Origin of the sequence: Campylobacter gracilis, assembly GCF_001190745.1 — a bacterium.
GTDB lineage: Bacteria > Campylobacterota > Campylobacteria > Campylobacterales > Campylobacteraceae > Campylobacter_B > Campylobacter_B gracilis.
The window spans coordinates 1,665,591-1,679,733 of sequence record NZ_CP012196.1 but is presented as its reverse complement, the minus strand read 5'-3'; the positions used below and the strand labels follow the sequence as shown (position 1 = coordinate 1,679,733).

The following is a 14,143-nucleotide window of genomic DNA, read 5'->3' as shown; positions in this document are numbered from 1 at the left end:
TTTGAAACGCATAATTATATAAAATTTTAGCTTTAAAAAATCCTTACCGTGCATATAAAAGTAGCTAAAACGCGAGTAAATTTTAAAATAATGGCTAAGAATTTATATCATCTCTGCGGGTAAATTTTACGCGAAATTCTATGAAGCGTAGGCAGAGGCAGAATTTTATTTACGCTAATTACGCGAGTAAAATTTACGTAGATTTTATATCGCGCGTAGAAAATTTAGTAAAATTTCGCATCGCGCGGGAGGATAAAATTTTATTTGAAATTTCTTGCCGCGAGGACAGGCGAAATTCTACGTAAAATTTAAATCTATCCGAGCGGGTAAAATTTTAAATTGAGTAAGCGAGAAAATTTTGCAGAGGACGCGTGGGATTTCGCGCAGAATTCTAATTTACGAAAGAGGGCAAAATTCCGCGTAGAATTCCGATCTGCGTAAGAGGCGAAATTTCGCGTGAAATTCTAAGTTGCGTGACTGGGCAAAATTTTACGCGAAATTTTAATTTGTGTGAGTCATAGGGATTTTACGCCCGCGAATAAATTCGCTTAGGATTTTGCTATTTTTTCCAGATATCGTCATTTTTGCCGGCTGCGGGCGCGCTTAGCTTTTTATCCAGAGCCGAAATTTTATCCGCGAGCTTTTGCGCGCCGCCGAAAATTTCATCTTTTTTCGGAAGCCCGAAGTGAAATTTCGAACCCACGCTGTCACCGATGCTTGCAAGTAGCGATTTAGGCGCGTTTGCGATCGCGTCTTTAAAGATCGCCGCATCGATTCCGAGCTCGGCTAGAGCTTTTAACGCCCGCGCAGAACCGATAAACATCGCGATCTTGGCGTCAAAAAGATAATCGTTTGCTAGCTTTTGTGCGACCGCGGCAGATTTTTTATCCACGACGATGAAGCGCGCGCCTGCGCCATTTGCGAGCAAAATTTCATTTATATCGTTCGTAATAACGCTAAATTTTTTCTGCGCCTTTTGCGCCGCGGCGATGAGCCTGTCGTTAAATTTAAAGAGCAGATTGTCGTATTTGAAAACTTCGTCGCCGTTTTTGATGAGATACAGCGGCTCGTAGGGCACGAGCGCGTGGCCTAGGATGATCATTTGCCGCCCCTTAGTTTGGCTTCGCAGGATTTGCAAAGGCGCTTTTTGTCGCGCAGAGCAAGCTCGTCGCTGCTAAAGTACGTCCCGCACTCGTCGCACGCCAAAAGCTCGGTCGCATCGTCCTTTTTCTTTATGCGAAATCTAGGCACTATCAAAAAATATATGAGCGCCGCGATAACGGCGACGGCTAGAATTTTTCCCATTATTTCACCCCTTTGATTACTAAAAATTTTCTATTTTTCAAAGCGTTTTCGCCGCTAAAAATTTCGCAGCGCGCGCTCGTAAATTCCTTGCGGAATTCTGCCGCTTCCGCCTCTGCGCCCGAGCCTTTGTAGAGCAAAAACGTAGTGTTTTGATTGTAAAAGCCGCGGCAAATTTCAATTAAGCTTTGCGCGCTCATTAGCGCTCGCGAGCTTATCAGATCGGCGCGTAGCTTTGCGCCGTCTTGCACGCGCTCGGCGTGGATTTTTACGTTAGTTAGAGCAAGGCTAACCTTTGCATAGGTTAGAAACGCCGCTTTTTTTTGATTTGGCTCAAACAGATGCCACTCGCACAGCGGCATCGCAAGCGCCAAAAATATCCCGGGAAAGCCGGCTCCCGAGCCGATGTCGCACGCGATGCGCGGATAGCGCGGTATGAAATTCACTCCGCTTAGGCTGTCGCACACCACCGCGTCCAAATCGTCGTAATTCGTTAGGCTATGGACGCGGTTAAATTTTTGCAGGCAGGCTTTAAATTTAGCTACCTGCTCGTTAAAATGTTCGCCCGGCGCAAGCTTCACAGCAGATGCCCCATCTGCTCTTTTTTGACGCGCAGATAGTTTTCGTTAAATTTATTAGGCGTGATGATTATCGGCACGCGCGCGACCACTTCGACTTTTAGATCGTGTAGCTTTTGCGGGTTGTTCGTAAGCAGATTTATGCGTGAAATTCCAAAATGAGCGAGTATGAAATCCACGATCTCGTAGGTACGCTCGTCTGCTTTGAAGCCGAGCTGATGATTTGCTTCGATCGTATCGAGGCCCTGATCTTGCAGTGCGTAGGCGTTGATTTTATTAAAAAGCCCGATATTGCGCCCCTCTTGACGCAGATAGATCACCATGCCGCCGCGTGCTTCGATATATTTTAGGCTTGCTTCGAGCTGTTCGCCGCAGTCGCACTTTAGGCTGCCGATCGCATCGCCGGTAAGGCACTCCGAGTGGATCCTCACGTTTACAATGCCCTCCAAAGGTTGCTTAAATATCACTAAATGCTCTTTCTCGCCTTGCTTAAACGACTGAACGCGGAAGCTTCCGAAGCGAGAGGGGAGATTTGCGACCTCTGAAATTTTTATATCCATGCTTAAATTTACTCCGATTGTGATATTATAAATCTCACAATTCTAGCTAAAAAAGGAAAAATAATGTTTAAACGATTTAGACGCCTACGAATAAACCCCGTGCTCAGGGATCTGGTGCGACAAACCGATCTGCAAACCCGCTTTCTAATCTATCCGCTTTTTGTAGTAGAAGGGAGCGGCATCAAAAAGGAGATCGCCTCGATGCCCGGCGTATTTCAGATGAGCTTGGATGAAATTTTAAAAGAGTGCGAAGCCCTCATATCGCTCGGTTTGGATAAAATTTTGCTTTTCGGAATTCCGTCGCTAAAGGACAGCATCGGCTCGGACGCGCTAAGCGAGGACGGTATCATCGCGACTTCTCTGCGCGCGATAAAGGCTAAATTTCCAAATTTATTAGTAATCACCGATCTGTGCTTTTGCGAATACACCGACCACGGGCACTGCGGCATCATCGATCATGTGCATCAGACGGTGGATAACGACGCGACGCTTGAAATTTCCGCGCAGCAAGCGCTCATCCACGCCAAAGCGGGCGCAGACATGATCGCGCCTAGCGGCATGATGGACGGTATTATCTCAACTCTGCGAGAGACGCTTGATCGCGGCGGATTTGAAAATTTACCGATTATGGCGTATTCGAGCAAGTTTGCCAGCGGCTACTACGGGCCGTTTCGCGACGTGGCGGAGAGCGCACCGAGTTTTGGCGATCGCAGCAGCTACCAGATGGATCCCGCAAATAGATTTGAGGCGATCAACGAAAGCCTGCAAGATGAGGCGCAGGGAGCGGATATCTTGATGATGAAGCCCGCGCTTGCGTATCTGGATCTAATCAGAGATCTGCGAGAGCGCACGCTGCTGCCGATTTGCGCGTATAACGTAAGCGGCGAATACTCGCTTTTGCAGGCGGGCAAGAAGGCGGGCGTGATCGATTATGAACGCGTGATGATGGAGACGATGATAGGCATAAGGCGCGCGGGTGCCGATATGATCATCACCTATCACGCCAAAGAGATCGCGGAAATTTTAAACAGGGGCTAGCGATGAATAAAATAGCACTCGAAATTAAAAGCAATGAAATGGAGGCCGTCTTGGATGCCGTAATGAAGCTGGCAAAAAAGATGAAATTTGAAGCTAAAATTTTATCTGAAAATAAAGATGAGTGTATAGAGAATTTTGGCGAGCTTTCGAGCGCCATTATTGCGAAATTAGATAAGCCGAGCAATAGGGCCGTTTTTGAGCGCTTAAAAGATAAATGAAAAAAGACAAATGAAATATTTAACGCTGCATCAGGCTATTTTTATCCACGATAAAATGCTAGAAAAAATAGGCGGAAGCAAGGGTTATAATAAAACTTCGCTTAGCTATTTATCGTCTGCGTTGCAGAATATAAAAAACGATCTGTATTATCCTACTATGGCGGATAAACTCGCGCATTTGACGCATTCGTGCATAAAATTTCATCCTTTTACCGACGGCAATAAAAGGACGGCGATTTTGCTAGCTGATATGTTTTTGTCGGCAAATTCTATAATTTTGGACGACGAGGAATTTTATGCGGCGATGGAGGACATAGTCGTAAAGGTGGCTGCGGGCGATATGACGAAAGGTGATTTAAAAGAATTTTTTAGTAAATTTATAAAAGATAAAGGAGCGATATGAGGCACTTTCTTACGTTAAACGATTTTAGCAAAGACGAGATAATCGAAATTTTAAATTTAGCCTTTGAGATTAAAAAAGAAGCCAAAGCGCGAAATTTCAAGCCGTATTTAAAAGATCAAAAATTAGCGATGATATTTGAAAAAAGCTCGACCAGGACGCGCGTTAGCTTTGACGTAGGGATGAACGAGCTGGGTGGACACGCGCTGTTTTTGAGCAGTCGCGACATCCAGCTCGGGCGAGGCGAGCCGATCAAAGACACCGCGCGCGTGATTTCGCGAATGTGCGATCTAATCATGGCGCGCGTAAATCGCCACGAGACGCTAATGCAGCTCGCGGAATTTAGCTGCGTGCCGGTGATAAACGGGCTAAGCGATAAATTTCATCCCGTGCAGCTAATGGCGGATCTGATGACGATCGTGGAGCGCGGTATTGAAACTCCAAAAATAAAAGCCGCGTACGTGGGCGACGGCAACAATATGGCTCACTCGTGGCTGATGCTTGCCTCTAAGCTTGGCTTTGAGCTGCGAATAGCGACGCCGAAAGGCTACGAGGCTGATCCGCAAATACTAGCGCAGGCGCAAGAAAATGCTAAAATTTCAGGCGCTAAAATTTTAATAACGAACGATATAAAAGAAGCCGTAGCGGGCGCAAACGTCGTGACGACCGATACTTGGGTTTCGATGGGGCAAGAAGCCGAAAAAGAGCAAAGAATTCGCGACTTTGCGGGTTTTTGCGTGGACGAAAGCTTAATGGCTCTAGCCGGTAGCGGCGCGATCTTTTTGCACTGCCTGCCGGCGTACCGCGGATACGAGGTGAGCGAGGCCGTGTTTGAAGCGCACGCGGATGAAATTTTTGCAGAGGCGGAAAATCGCCTGCACGCGCAAAAGGGCGTTATGGTCTGGCTGGATCGAAAAAGATAAATTTAGGAGAACGCATGGAAGAAAAAGATAAGGCGCTAAAAAAGATCGACAAAGCGAGCGAATTTTTCGGGCTGGATAGCTCGAAAAGGACGGTTTTTGAAATTTCGCAGGGCGAGGATAATGAGAAAAAACTCACTCTGAAAAGCGGCTCGTGGAGCGACGAGGAGCCGTGGTTCGGCATCGACGAAAATAACGAAGTGCACACGATGATCTCGATAAAATCGCTTGCAAATCTCATTGCCGCGACCAAAAACGCGATGCAGGAAAATTTTAATCTCAAGCTTGAGCGCTCGATTTTGCAGCATACGCCGGTGGATTTCGGCGACGCGTGGATCGTGTGTATGGACGAGATCAGAAGGCTTACGGGCGCAAATCCGAGTGCGAAAAGATTAAGCTTAGACGTCGATGCCGTCGTCTCGCGCGTAAAAAGTTTGCATCCAAACCTTTTCATTGATATCGAAGAGCTTATCAAAACCAAGGCGGGCGGCCGTGAATAGCATAGACTTCGACGCTTACGCGAAATTTTCGCGCCCGGGGCCTCGCTATACTAGCTATCCGACTGCTTTGGAATTTAGCGAAAGCTTTAGCTACGACGGGTATTTAAATGAGCTGAAAAATCAGAAAAGCTCCACGCCGCTGTCGCTTTACTTTCACATGCCGTTTTGCCGCTCCGCCTGTTATTTTTGCGGCTGCAACGTAATCTACACGGGCAAGCGCGACAAGATGGATCGGTATTTGGACTATATCGAGCGCGAAATGCAAATTTTAAGCGGCGTCGTGGACGGCTCGCGCCAGGTCGTGCAGATGCACTTCGGCGGCGGCACGCCTACATATTTTAGCGCCGAACAGCTCGCGCGCCACATAAAAAATATCAAAAAATATTTTACAAATTTTAGCTCTGAAGCCGAAATCAGCTGCGAGATCGATCCGCGGTTTTTAAACGCCGAGCAGCTTGACGTGCTCGTTTCAAACGGCTTTAACCGCATAAGCTACGGCGTGCAGGACTTCGACGAGCGCGTGCAAAAGGAGATCCATCGCATCCAGCCTTTCGAGCTTACGAGGGACGTCATAGCCATGGCGCGAGAGAGGGGGATAAAATCGATAAATATGGATCTGATCTACGGCCTTCCGTATCAGAGCCTAGCTAGCTTTAAGCGCACACTGGAACTTGCGCTTTCGCTTGATCCGGACCGCTTTGCGATATTTAATTACGCGCACGTGCCGTGGATCAAAAAATCTATGCGTAAATTTGACGAGACGACACTGCCAGAACCCAAAGTAAAGCTTGAAATTTTAAAATTTACCCATGATTTTTTGAGTGCAAACGGATATGAGATGATTGGCATGGATCACTACTCAAAGCCCGCGGACGAGCTTCATGCCGCGCTTAAAAACGGCTCACTACACCGCAATTTCCAGGGCTATACGACCAAGGGCGGCGCCGATCTGATCGGCATCGGGCTAACTAGCATCGGCGAAGGTGCGCGCCACTACGCGCAAAATTTCAAAGATATGGACGCGTATGAAGCCGCGATAGATGCAGGCAGGCTGCCGTATTGCAGGGGCGTTTTGCTAAATGAAGAGGATCTACTGCGCAAAGAGGTGATTATGGGGCTGATGAGTAATTTTTGCGTCGATATAGAGGCGATCGAGGAGAAATTTAAGATAAAATTTTTCGAGCACTTTGATGTGAGCTTAAAGCAGCTTGAGGCGCTAAAGGATTTCGTGCAAGTCTCGCCGCATAGAATTTCGGTAACGCCTACCGGCACGCTTTTGATTCGCAATATCGCGATGTGTTTTGATGAGTATATGGTTAAAAATTTGGGCGAGAAGCGCTTTTCTAAAACCGTTTAAGCGGCGCGGCTATGAGTAGGGCAAAGCTTGGAGCGTTCGATTTTGCGGCACTTAGCGAGCGTTGCGTAAAATGTGGTAAATGTATCCAAATCTGCACGATTCATGGCATTAACGGCGATGAAGTAACGAGCCCGCGCGGATTTGTGGATCTTTTGGGCGCTTACGGCAGGAATGAGCTAAAGCTTGATAAAAACGCTAAGAAAATTTTTGAAAGCTGCTTTTTATGCACCATCTGCGTAGATATTTGCGGCGAATCTTTGCCCATAGATACGGCAATCGAGAATATTCGCGCGCACATTGCGGAGAAATTTGGTATCGCGTGGTACAAAAAAGCTGCGTTTTGGCTGCTCGGGCACCGCAAAGCGCTGGATCTAGCAGCAGCGCTTGGATACGTGTTTTTTAGCTGTGGCTTTAAGATGCGAAAAGATACGCAAAGCTCTATGTCGCCTAGATTTGGCTTACCAATACTTAAAAAAGAGCGCTTGTTGCCTGCTCCTGCGAAAAAGAGCTTTATGAACTCGCACGCAGAATTTATCGACAACGGCGGCGAAAAAACTATCGGAATTTTTATAGGCTGCATGGCAAACTACGCTTACACGGGCGTAGGCGAGGCGGTTTTACATATCGCGCGAGCGCTAAAGCTAAACGTAAATTTGATGAAGGAACAAGCCTGTTGCGGCGCTCCTGCGTATTTTACGGGAGATTTTGCGGCGGTTGAACGCGTGGCAAAATTTAATATAGCATATTTCGAAAAAGCTCTGCCTGCTCTTGATGCGATTATAGTGCCCGAGGCTACGTGCTCTGCAATGCTGCGGGTGGATTACGCGCATTTTTTTGAAAACGAGCCGCAATGGAAAGCCCGTGCGCAAAAGCTTGCGAGTAAAATTTTTATGGCCAGCGAATACTTTTATAAATTTACAAACTTAAGTGATCTTTTGATGCGCCGCGGCAAAAGGGCTTTAGCGATTACTTATCACGATCCGTGCCATGCCCGCAAAATGCAGGGTATTTGGAAAGAACCGCGCGGCTTGCTCGCTCAAAACTACGAAATAACCGAGATGGATGAGCCTAATAAATGCTGCGGATTTGGCGGCGTAACGATGCAAACCGAGCGCTACGAGCTCGCGCGCGCAGTGGGATTAGCTAAGGCGCGTGCAATGGCAGATCTGCCTGTGCGCGTAGTTTCTGCCGAGTGCAGTGCGTGTAGGATGCAGCTAAATAATTCGCTTTCTTTAAGCGGCTCGCAGATTAGGTGCGTAAATCCGCTGGAGCTCATCGCTGAGGCGCTTATGAGTGAGAAAAATTCCAATGGATAAAATTTAACATTTGTGAAATTCCTGCATTTCGCCGGCTTTTTACTCAATTCAAATCCTGGGACAAAATTCCGTGCTTTTTAAATTTTGGTTTTTAAAAATTATGATGAAATTTTATCATTAGCTTGCAGAGGTTATGGTCTACACTTTTGAGCTTTCTGATATATCAGCCTGAAGTGGCGTGCGGTGGAACCCATAAGCTTTGCTGCTGCGGTGGGGTTGATTAATATGATTTTAAATACTAAAATTTTGTAGTTTATAATTTTAGCTGAGGGATTTGCGCAAAATTTTAAGAAGTTGAATTGAGGGATGGATTTTGGCAAAATTTTAATTTTATGTGGCATTATTTGAAATTCTATGGAATTTGCGGCTAATGGCTGGAATTTTGATTTATTAATTCACGTGGATTTGCTTGGCGCAGCAGGCTTAAAGCGCGAATTTTAAATTTCGCAAAATTTAAGGATTAGCTACGCGTGGGTTTTTTGTGCTTTTCGGTTCCGACATTGCGGCAAAATTTCTTTCAAAATGCCAAAGTGCGTATAAAATATATTCGTAATTTTCAGCACGAGATATTTGGCAAAAAGGCTAAGCTAGCAAGATCATGGATTTAAATTTAATTTTATTCTTGCTCTTTTGCGTCATCTTCAGAGTCCAGCTTTGCTTCTTCGATCAAGAGTCTGTTGGCTTCGGTAGCCTTTTTTAGCTCGCTTAAGTTTTCTTCTATCTTATTTAGGCGCTTTTCAAGGGTATTTAGACGCTTTTCGGAGCGGGAGATAAAATAATAAATCAAATAAATCATAAAAACTATTATGATCCAAGGTACGATTTTCATATAAAATTCCTTAAAATTTAAAATCGGGCGCATTATAGCAGAAATTTTATGAAATTTTAAAATAGGCTGTTTTAGCCTTGACAATTGGGGATTTTTCGGTTATAATTGCCACTTCGATTTCAAAATGCTGGTGTAGCTCAGCTGGTAGAGCTACTGCCTTGTAAGCAGTGGGTCGGCGGTTCGATCCCGTCCACCAGCTCCATTTTTTGTAACAGTGTTTGACCAGATTTCATCAAAGGGTGAGATACTCAAGTGGCCAACGAGGGCAGACTGTAAATCTGCTGGCTTTGCCTTCCGTGGTTCGAATCCACGTCTCACCACCATGAATTTTTGATGCGGGATTAGCTCAGTTGGCTAGAGCATCAGCCTTCCAAGCTGAGGGTCGCGGGTTCGAGCCCCGTTTCCCGCTCCACCATTTAGGTTTACTGGGAGCTGTAAAACTTAACTGCTTTTATATGCTTACATAATCTAAATTTTGGTTGCATTGTTGGGTATTGGTAGCGATTTCTCTTTGCCTGAGTTTAGGCTCATATGGCTCAGAGGTAGAGCACTTCCTTGGTAAGGAAGAGGTCGCGGGTTCAAGTCCCGCTATGAGCTCCATAAAATAGAGTCGCTTAGTTTGTTGTGTAATCCACAAATCAATAACGGAGGATATGATGGCTAAAGAAAAATTTAATCGTAACAAGCCACACGTAAACATTGGTACCATCGGTCACGTTGACCATGGTAAGACTACTTTGACAGCTGCTATTTCTGCTGTTCTTTCCAGAAAGGGTCTAGCTGAGCTAAAAGACTACGACAATATCGATAACGCTCCAGAGGAAAAAGAGCGCGGTATTACTATCGCTACGTCTCACATCGAATATGAGACCGAGAAACGTCACTATGCTCACGTTGACTGCCCTGGTCACGCCGACTACGTAAAAAATATGATTACCGGTGCGGCTCAGATGGACGGCGCTATTTTAGTTGTTTCTGCTGCGGATGGTCCTATGCCTCAAACTCGCGAGCATATCTTGCTTTCTCGTCAAGTAGGCGTTCCATACATCGTAGTTTTCCTAAACAAAACCGATATGGTCGATGATCCGGATCTTTTAGAGTTAGTTGAAGAGGAAGTTAGAGATCTTTTAAAAGAGTATAAATTCCCTGGCGACGAAACCCCAATCATTAAGGGTTCTGCTCTTAAGGCTCTTGAGGAAGCTAAGGCCGGACAAGACGGCGAATGGTCTGCAAAGATTATGGAGCTTATGGACGCGGTTGATAGCTATATTCCAACTCCTGTTCGCGATACTGATAAAGATTTCCTTCTTCCGATCGAAGATATTTTCTCGATTTCCGGTCGCGGTACCGTTGTAACCGGTAGAATCGAAAAAGGTATCGTTAAAGTTGGTGATACTATCGAGATCGTAGGTATTAAACCTACTCAGACTACTACCGTCACTGGCGTTGAGATGTTTAGAAAAGAGATGGATCAAGGTGAAGCCGGCGATAATGTAGGTGTTTTATTGCGCGGTACTAAGAAAGAGGAAGTAGAGCGCGGTATGGTTTTATGCAAACCAAAATCGATCACTCCTCATACTAAATTTGAGGGCGAGGTTTATATCCTAACTAAAGAAGAAGGCGGACGCCATACTCCATTCTTTAATAATTATAGACCGCAGTTTTACGTTCGTACGACAGATGTTACCGGTTCGATTACTCTTCCTGAAGGAACCGAGATGGTTATGCCGGGCGACAACGTTAAAATCACCGTTGAGCTAATCGCTCCGATCGCTCTTGAGCAAGGTACTCGCTTCGCGATTCGCGAAGGCGGTCATACCGTAGGTTCAGGCGTCGTTTCGAAAATCATCGCTTAATTTTTTGCAAGTGGAATTTTAAAATTCCACTTGCTTTTTTTATTCAAGGAAACCAAATGGCAAAGAATTCAAGTAGAGTAAAGGTCGGATTAAAATGCTCCGAAAGTGGCGATATTAACTATACTACTTATAAAAATAGCAAAACTACGACCGAAAAACTAGAACTTAAAAAATATTGCCCTAGATTAAAAAAGCACACGCTTCATAAAGAAGTCAAGTTAAAAGGCTAATTGTTATAGGGCAATAGCTCCAACGGTAGAGCGCCGGATTCCAAATCCGATGGTTGGGGGTTCGAATCCCTCTTGCCCTGCCACGAGGATTGGGTATGGAAAAAGTAAAAGAGTATTATAAACAAGCAAAAGTAGAGTTAGATAAGGTAATTTTCCCGACTAAAGATCAGACTAAAACAGCATATATCTCTGTGGTGGTCGTAGTCGTAGTTATCGCACTGTTTTTAGCGTTAGTGGATCTTATTATGTCCGCTTTGATAACGGCCTAAGTAAGGATCGCAATATGGCAAATAAATGGTATGCGATACAAACTTACGCTGGCAGCGAGATGGCGGTAAAGCGTGCGATAGAAGCGCTAAAGCAAGATGAAGCGCTTGAGGCTAAGATCGGCGAAGTGCTAGTGCCTACCGAAGATGTTATAGAGGTCAAAAATACAAAGCAAACCATTAAAGAGCGTAGCTTATATCCAGGGTATTGTTTTGCAAATTTAGATCTGGATACTACTTTATGGCATAGAATTCAGATGTTGCCGAAGGTCAGTCGCTTTATCGGCGAGGCGAAAAAGCCCTCTGCGTTACCGGAAAAAGATATCGAAATAATTCTAGAAAAGATCAATAATCGCGAGGCTCCTAAGCCCAAGATTAATTTCGATGAGGGCGAGACGGTTAGGATCATCGACGGGCCTTTTGCTAATTTCAACGGCATCGTAGAAGAGTATGATATGATCCACGGCAAACTTCGCCTCAATGTTTCGATCTTTGGACGAAGCACGCCGATTGAAATTTCATACTCGCAAGTTGAAAAGATTATTTAAATTTTATAAGGAGTAAATTTATGGCTAAGAAAGTTGTTGGCGAAATCAAGCTGCAAATAGCGGCCGCAAAAGCAAATCCAAGCCCGCCAGTAGGTCCTGCGCTAGGTCAAAAGGGCGTTAACATTATGGAATTTTGCAAAGCGTTTAACGAGCGAACTAAAGATATGGCGGGCTTTAACATTCCTGTTATCATCACGGTTTATGCCGATAAAAGCTTTACTTTCATCACTAAGCAACCGCCTGCGACGGATTTGATTAAAAAAGCGGCGAAGATAGATAAAGGTTCGGATAACCCTCTTAAAAAGAAGGTAGCGTCCTTAACTAAGGCTCAAGTTTTAGAGATCGTCGAGAAAAAGATCGCCGATCTGAATACCAAAGATAGAGAGCAGGCGGCTAGGATTATAGCGGGTTCGGCTCGTTCTATGGGTATTACGGTCACTGACTAGACCTTTTGACCGCTAAGGTTTAAAAAAGCGGTAGCACTTTAATTGCGGAGAAATATATGCCAAAAAATTCAAAAAGATTCAACGAACTTTTAAAAAAAGTTGACGTAAATAAAATTTATAGCGTAGACGAAGCGGTAAGCACGGTAAAAGCTCTAGCTTCTGCTAAATTTGATGAGACGGTGGAGATCGCTCTTAAACTAAACGTAGATCCAAGACATGCCGATCAGATGGTGCGCGGCTCGGTCGTTTTACCTGCCGGTACGGGCAAAAGCGTTCGAGTAGCCGTGATTGCAAAAGACGCAAAGGCTAGCGAGGCTAGCGAAGCGGGTGCCGATATCGTGGGTGCCGATGATCTGATTGAAGAGATTCAAAAAGGAAATATAAATTTCGATGTTCTTATCGCCACTCCAAATTTAATGGGACTAGTCGGTAAGGTAGGTCGTATTCTCGGTCCAAAAGGCGTTATGCCGAACCCTAAAACCGGTACCGTTACTATGGATGTCGCTCAAGCCGTTAAAAATGCTAAGGGCGGACAGGTAAACTTCCGCGTCGATAAGCAGGGAAATATCCACGCAGGCCTTGGCAAGGCTAGCTTTAGCAAAGAGCAGCTTTTAGACAATCTTACGACGTTTATTAAAACCATAAATAAGCATAAGCCAGCGACTGCGAAGGGCAGATACGTAACTCATGCATCGCTTTCACTTACTATGAGCCCTGCAGTTACACTGGATAATCAAGAAATAATCGATTTAAAATAAAATTTTAAATTTTTATCTTAGATTGGAGATAGCTCAAGGTTTTTAACTTAATTGATCGAAATTTTAAAATTTCGATCGCTTGGCTTGAAATCACCGATCGGAAAGGAGACCTAATGACGAGAGACGAAAAATCAAAGATAGTAGCGGAGCTTGGCGAGGCTTTCAAAGCTAGCGAAGCTATAGTAATTTCCGATTTTAAAGGCCTTAGCGTTAAGCAGCTTGAAGATCTTAGAAATAGCGCGCGCGAAGCGGGCGTAAAGGTTCGGGTTATCAAAAATACCCTAGCCAATATCGCTTTAAAAAATGCCGAAAAAAACGGACTTAGCTTTAAAGATACCAATATCTTCTTATGGGGCGAGCAGCTTTCTGTATGTAAAGTAGCGGCTAAATTTGAAGAGAAAAATGAAATTTTTAAGCTTAAGATCGCTCATATCGATGGGGAAGTAGCCGGCGTAGATAAGGTTAGAGCGCTTTCGAAGATGCCTTCGAGAGACGAGCTTATCGCGATGTTACTTCAAGTATGGAATGCGCCGATTCAAAATTTTACGATCGGCCTCAATGCGCTTAAGCAGAAAAAAGAAGCTAGCGCTTAATTAAAATTTAGGAGAATAAAATGGCAATTTCAAAAGAAGATGTTTTAGAGTATATCTCTAATCTTTCGGTGCTAGAGCTTAGCGAGTTAGTTAAAGAATTCGAAGAAAAATTCGGCGTAAGCGCAGCTCCGGTTATGGTAGCCGGCGGCGCAGCCGCTGGCGGCGCAGGCGCGGCAGCGGCTGAAGAGAAAACAGAATTCGACGTCGTATTGCTTGATGCGGGCGATAAGAAAATCAACGTAATTAAAGTTGTTCGCGCCCTAACAGGTCTTGGTCTAAAAGAAGCCAAAGACGCTACCGAAGCTACTCCGTCCGTTCTTAAAGAAGGACTTAACAAAGAAGACGCCGAGAAGGCTAAAAAAGAGCTTGAAGAAGCAGGCGCTAAAGTCGAACTCAAATAAATCGCGGAATTTTAAAATTTCGCATAC

21 protein-coding genes and 5 tRNA genes are annotated in these 14,143 nt (G+C 44.9%); 21 read left to right on the top strand and 5 right to left on the bottom strand.

What is annotated here, in order from left to right:
• Nucleotides 1-140 precede the first annotated feature (140 nt).
• Nucleotides 141-305, top strand: a complete 165-nt coding sequence (locus CGRAC_RS12010; RefSeq protein WP_005872666.1) for a hypothetical protein — start codon at nucleotides 141-143, stop codon at nucleotides 303-305.
• Nucleotides 306-559: 254 nt separating this feature from the next.
• Here CGRAC_RS12010 and CGRAC_RS08370 read toward each other — a convergent pair whose 3' ends face one another.
• Genes CGRAC_RS08370 through ribA form a run of 4 tightly spaced genes read right to left on the bottom strand, consistent with a single transcriptional unit; the run spans nucleotide 560 to nucleotide 2,440 of the window.
• Nucleotides 560-1,102, bottom strand: a complete 543-nt coding sequence (locus tag CGRAC_RS08370; RefSeq protein WP_005872664.1) for a hypothetical protein — start codon at nucleotides 1,100-1,102, stop codon at nucleotides 560-562.
• Nucleotides 1,099-1,305: a hypothetical protein gene (locus CGRAC_RS08365; RefSeq protein WP_005872661.1), complete on the bottom strand. Its 207-nt coding sequence runs from the start codon at nucleotides 1,303-1,305 to the stop codon at nucleotides 1,099-1,101. The genes CGRAC_RS08370 and CGRAC_RS08365 overlap by 4 nt, the downstream gene beginning before the upstream one ends.
• The gene (gene rsmG, locus CGRAC_RS08360) at nucleotides 1,305-1,883 is read right to left on the bottom strand and encodes a 16S rRNA (guanine(527)-N(7))-methyltransferase RsmG (protein WP_005872659.1); all 579 of its coding nucleotides are present in this window, start codon (nucleotides 1,881-1,883) and stop codon (nucleotides 1,305-1,307) included. The genes CGRAC_RS08365 and rsmG overlap by 1 nt, the downstream gene beginning before the upstream one ends.
• Complete coding sequence (gene ribA, locus CGRAC_RS08355) at nucleotides 1,880-2,440, bottom strand: GTP cyclohydrolase II (RefSeq protein WP_005872658.1); 561 nt, start codon at nucleotides 2,438-2,440, stop codon at nucleotides 1,880-1,882. Before ribA ends, rsmG begins: the two co-directional genes overlap by 4 nt.
• Nucleotides 2,441-2,503: 63 nt before the next feature.
• Between ribA and hemB the strand changes: the two genes are divergently transcribed.
• Genes hemB through CGRAC_RS08320 form a run of 7 tightly spaced genes read left to right on the top strand, consistent with a single transcriptional unit; the run spans nucleotide 2,504 to nucleotide 8,189 of the window.
• Nucleotides 2,504-3,478 carry a porphobilinogen synthase gene (hemB, locus tag CGRAC_RS08350; protein ID WP_005872656.1) on the top strand — a complete coding sequence of 325 codons (975 nt, stop codon included), beginning with the start codon at nucleotides 2,504-2,506 and terminating at the stop codon, nucleotides 3,476-3,478.
• 2 nt (nucleotides 3,479-3,480) lie between these two features.
• Complete coding sequence (locus tag CGRAC_RS08345; protein ID WP_005872654.1) at nucleotides 3,481-3,696, top strand: hypothetical protein; 216 nt, start codon at nucleotides 3,481-3,483, stop codon at nucleotides 3,694-3,696.
• Between the two features lie 10 nt (nucleotides 3,697-3,706).
• Nucleotides 3,707-4,099 (top strand): type II toxin-antitoxin system death-on-curing family toxin, encoded by a 393-nt coding sequence (locus tag CGRAC_RS08340; RefSeq protein WP_005872652.1) that lies wholly within the window; start codon nucleotides 3,707-3,709, stop codon nucleotides 4,097-4,099.
• Nucleotides 4,096-5,019, top strand: coding sequence for an ornithine carbamoyltransferase (argF, locus tag CGRAC_RS08335; protein WP_005872650.1), 924 nt, complete (start codon nucleotides 4,096-4,098; stop codon nucleotides 5,017-5,019). The genes CGRAC_RS08340 and argF overlap by 4 nt, the downstream gene beginning before the upstream one ends.
• 14 nt (nucleotides 5,020-5,033) lie before the next feature.
• Nucleotides 5,034-5,516, top strand: coding sequence for a DUF2603 domain-containing protein (locus tag CGRAC_RS08330; RefSeq protein WP_005872648.1), 483 nt, complete (start codon nucleotides 5,034-5,036; stop codon nucleotides 5,514-5,516).
• A complete protein-coding gene (gene hemN / locus CGRAC_RS08325; RefSeq protein WP_050346334.1) occupies nucleotides 5,509-6,873 on the top strand; it encodes an oxygen-independent coproporphyrinogen III oxidase in 1,365 nt (454 codons plus the stop codon). The genes CGRAC_RS08330 and hemN overlap by 8 nt, the downstream gene beginning before the upstream one ends.
• A gap of 11 nt (nucleotides 6,874-6,884) precedes the next feature.
• The gene (locus CGRAC_RS08320) at nucleotides 6,885-8,189 is read left to right on the top strand and encodes a (Fe-S)-binding protein (RefSeq protein ID WP_005872644.1); all 1,305 of its coding nucleotides are present in this window, start codon (nucleotides 6,885-6,887) and stop codon (nucleotides 8,187-8,189) included.
• 616 nt (nucleotides 8,190-8,805) lie between these two features.
• Here the strand turns inward: CGRAC_RS08320 and CGRAC_RS08315 are convergent.
• Nucleotides 8,806-9,018 carry a hypothetical protein gene (locus CGRAC_RS08315; RefSeq protein WP_040304281.1) on the bottom strand — a complete coding sequence of 71 codons (213 nt, stop codon included), beginning with the start codon at nucleotides 9,016-9,018 and terminating at the stop codon, nucleotides 8,806-8,808.
• A 126-nt stretch (nucleotides 9,019-9,144) separates the two neighbouring features.
• Between CGRAC_RS08315 and CGRAC_RS08310 the strand changes: the two genes are divergently transcribed.
• The 13 genes from CGRAC_RS08310 (at nucleotide 9,145) to rplL (ending at nucleotide 14,116) form a co-directional block, all read left to right on the top strand.
• Nucleotides 9,145-9,220: transfer RNA gene (locus tag CGRAC_RS08310), tRNA-Thr, on the top strand.
• Between the two features lie 36 nt (nucleotides 9,221-9,256).
• Nucleotides 9,257-9,341, top strand: a tRNA-Tyr gene (locus CGRAC_RS08305).
• A gap of 12 nt (nucleotides 9,342-9,353) precedes the next feature.
• Nucleotides 9,354-9,430, top strand: a tRNA-Gly gene (locus CGRAC_RS08300).
• 113 nt (nucleotides 9,431-9,543) lie between these two features.
• Nucleotides 9,544-9,618 (top strand) — tRNA-Thr (locus tag CGRAC_RS08295).
• 56 nt (nucleotides 9,619-9,674) lie between these two features.
• Nucleotides 9,675-10,874 (top strand): elongation factor Tu, encoded by a 1,200-nt coding sequence (gene tuf, locus CGRAC_RS08290; protein WP_040304280.1) that lies wholly within the window; start codon nucleotides 9,675-9,677, stop codon nucleotides 10,872-10,874.
• 56 nt (nucleotides 10,875-10,930) lie between these two features.
• Nucleotides 10,931-11,104, top strand: a complete 174-nt coding sequence (gene rpmG / locus CGRAC_RS08285; protein WP_005872634.1) for a 50S ribosomal protein L33 — start codon at nucleotides 10,931-10,933, stop codon at nucleotides 11,102-11,104.
• 7 nt (nucleotides 11,105-11,111) lie between these two features.
• Nucleotides 11,112-11,187: transfer RNA gene (locus tag CGRAC_RS08280), tRNA-Trp, on the top strand.
• Between the two features lie 12 nt (nucleotides 11,188-11,199).
• On the top strand, nucleotides 11,200-11,373 hold the full coding sequence (gene secE, locus CGRAC_RS08275) for a preprotein translocase subunit SecE (protein ID WP_005872632.1): 174 nt from the start codon (nucleotides 11,200-11,202) through the stop codon (nucleotides 11,371-11,373).
• Between the two features lie 14 nt (nucleotides 11,374-11,387).
• Nucleotides 11,388-11,918, top strand: coding sequence for a transcription termination/antitermination protein NusG (gene nusG / locus CGRAC_RS08270; protein WP_005872631.1), 531 nt, complete (start codon nucleotides 11,388-11,390; stop codon nucleotides 11,916-11,918).
• Between the two features lie 20 nt (nucleotides 11,919-11,938).
• Nucleotides 11,939-12,364: a 50S ribosomal protein L11 gene (gene rplK, locus CGRAC_RS08265; protein WP_005872629.1), complete on the top strand. Its 426-nt coding sequence runs from the start codon at nucleotides 11,939-11,941 to the stop codon at nucleotides 12,362-12,364.
• Between the two features lie 56 nt (nucleotides 12,365-12,420).
• Nucleotides 12,421-13,122, top strand: a complete 702-nt coding sequence (gene rplA, locus CGRAC_RS08260; protein WP_005872627.1) for a 50S ribosomal protein L1 — start codon at nucleotides 12,421-12,423, stop codon at nucleotides 13,120-13,122.
• 113 nt (nucleotides 13,123-13,235) lie between these two features.
• A complete protein-coding gene (rplJ, locus tag CGRAC_RS08255; protein ID WP_005872625.1) occupies nucleotides 13,236-13,715 on the top strand; it encodes a 50S ribosomal protein L10 in 480 nt (159 codons plus the stop codon).
• Nucleotides 13,716-13,735: 20 nt separating this feature from the next.
• Nucleotides 13,736-14,116, top strand: coding sequence for a 50S ribosomal protein L7/L12 (rplL, locus tag CGRAC_RS08250; protein WP_005872623.1), 381 nt, complete (start codon nucleotides 13,736-13,738; stop codon nucleotides 14,114-14,116).
• Nucleotides 14,117-14,143 lie beyond the last annotated feature (27 nt).

Bases quoted from the DNA above. Each gene is read 5' to 3' on its own strand.
- CGRAC_RS08340 (WP_005872652.1), top strand. From the start codon at position 3,707: ATGAAATATTTAACGCTGCATCAGGCTATTTTTATCCACGATAAAATG.
- rplL (WP_005872623.1), top strand. From the start codon at position 13,736: ATGGCAATTTCAAAAGAAGATGTTTTAGAGTATATCTCTAATCTTTCG.
- rpmG (WP_005872634.1), top strand. From the start codon at position 10,931: ATGGCAAAGAATTCAAGTAGAGTAAAGGTCGGATTAAAATGCTCCGAA.
- CGRAC_RS08330 (WP_005872648.1), top strand. From the start codon at position 5,034: ATGGAAGAAAAAGATAAGGCGCTAAAAAAGATCGACAAAGCGAGCGAA.
- rplJ (WP_005872625.1), top strand. From the start codon at position 13,236: ATGACGAGAGACGAAAAATCAAAGATAGTAGCGGAGCTTGGCGAGGCT.
- argF (WP_005872650.1), top strand. From the start codon at position 4,096: ATGAGGCACTTTCTTACGTTAAACGATTTTAGCAAAGACGAGATAATC.
- CGRAC_RS08370 (WP_005872664.1), bottom strand. From the start codon at position 1,102: ATGATCATCCTAGGCCACGCGCTCGTGCCCTACGAGCCGCTGTATCTC.
- ribA (WP_005872658.1), bottom strand. From the start codon at position 2,440: ATGGATATAAAAATTTCAGAGGTCGCAAATCTCCCCTCTCGCTTCGGA.
- CGRAC_RS08345 (WP_005872654.1), top strand. From the start codon at position 3,481: ATGAATAAAATAGCACTCGAAATTAAAAGCAATGAAATGGAGGCCGTC.
- CGRAC_RS08320 (WP_005872644.1), top strand. From the start codon at position 6,885: ATGAGTAGGGCAAAGCTTGGAGCGTTCGATTTTGCGGCACTTAGCGAG.
- CGRAC_RS12010 (WP_005872666.1), top strand. From the start codon at position 141: ATGAAGCGTAGGCAGAGGCAGAATTTTATTTACGCTAATTACGCGAGT.
- secE (WP_005872632.1), top strand. From the start codon at position 11,200: ATGGAAAAAGTAAAAGAGTATTATAAACAAGCAAAAGTAGAGTTAGAT.
- rplA (WP_005872627.1), top strand. From the start codon at position 12,421: ATGCCAAAAAATTCAAAAAGATTCAACGAACTTTTAAAAAAAGTTGAC.
- CGRAC_RS08315 (WP_040304281.1), bottom strand. From the start codon at position 9,018: ATGAAAATCGTACCTTGGATCATAATAGTTTTTATGATTTATTTGATT.
- tuf (WP_040304280.1), top strand. From the start codon at position 9,675: ATGGCTAAAGAAAAATTTAATCGTAACAAGCCACACGTAAACATTGGT.
- rplK (WP_005872629.1), top strand. From the start codon at position 11,939: ATGGCTAAGAAAGTTGTTGGCGAAATCAAGCTGCAAATAGCGGCCGCA.
- nusG (WP_005872631.1), top strand. From the start codon at position 11,388: ATGGCAAATAAATGGTATGCGATACAAACTTACGCTGGCAGCGAGATG.
- hemB (WP_005872656.1), top strand. From the start codon at position 2,504: ATGTTTAAACGATTTAGACGCCTACGAATAAACCCCGTGCTCAGGGAT.
- CGRAC_RS08365 (WP_005872661.1), bottom strand. From the start codon at position 1,305: ATGGGAAAAATTCTAGCCGTCGCCGTTATCGCGGCGCTCATATATTTT.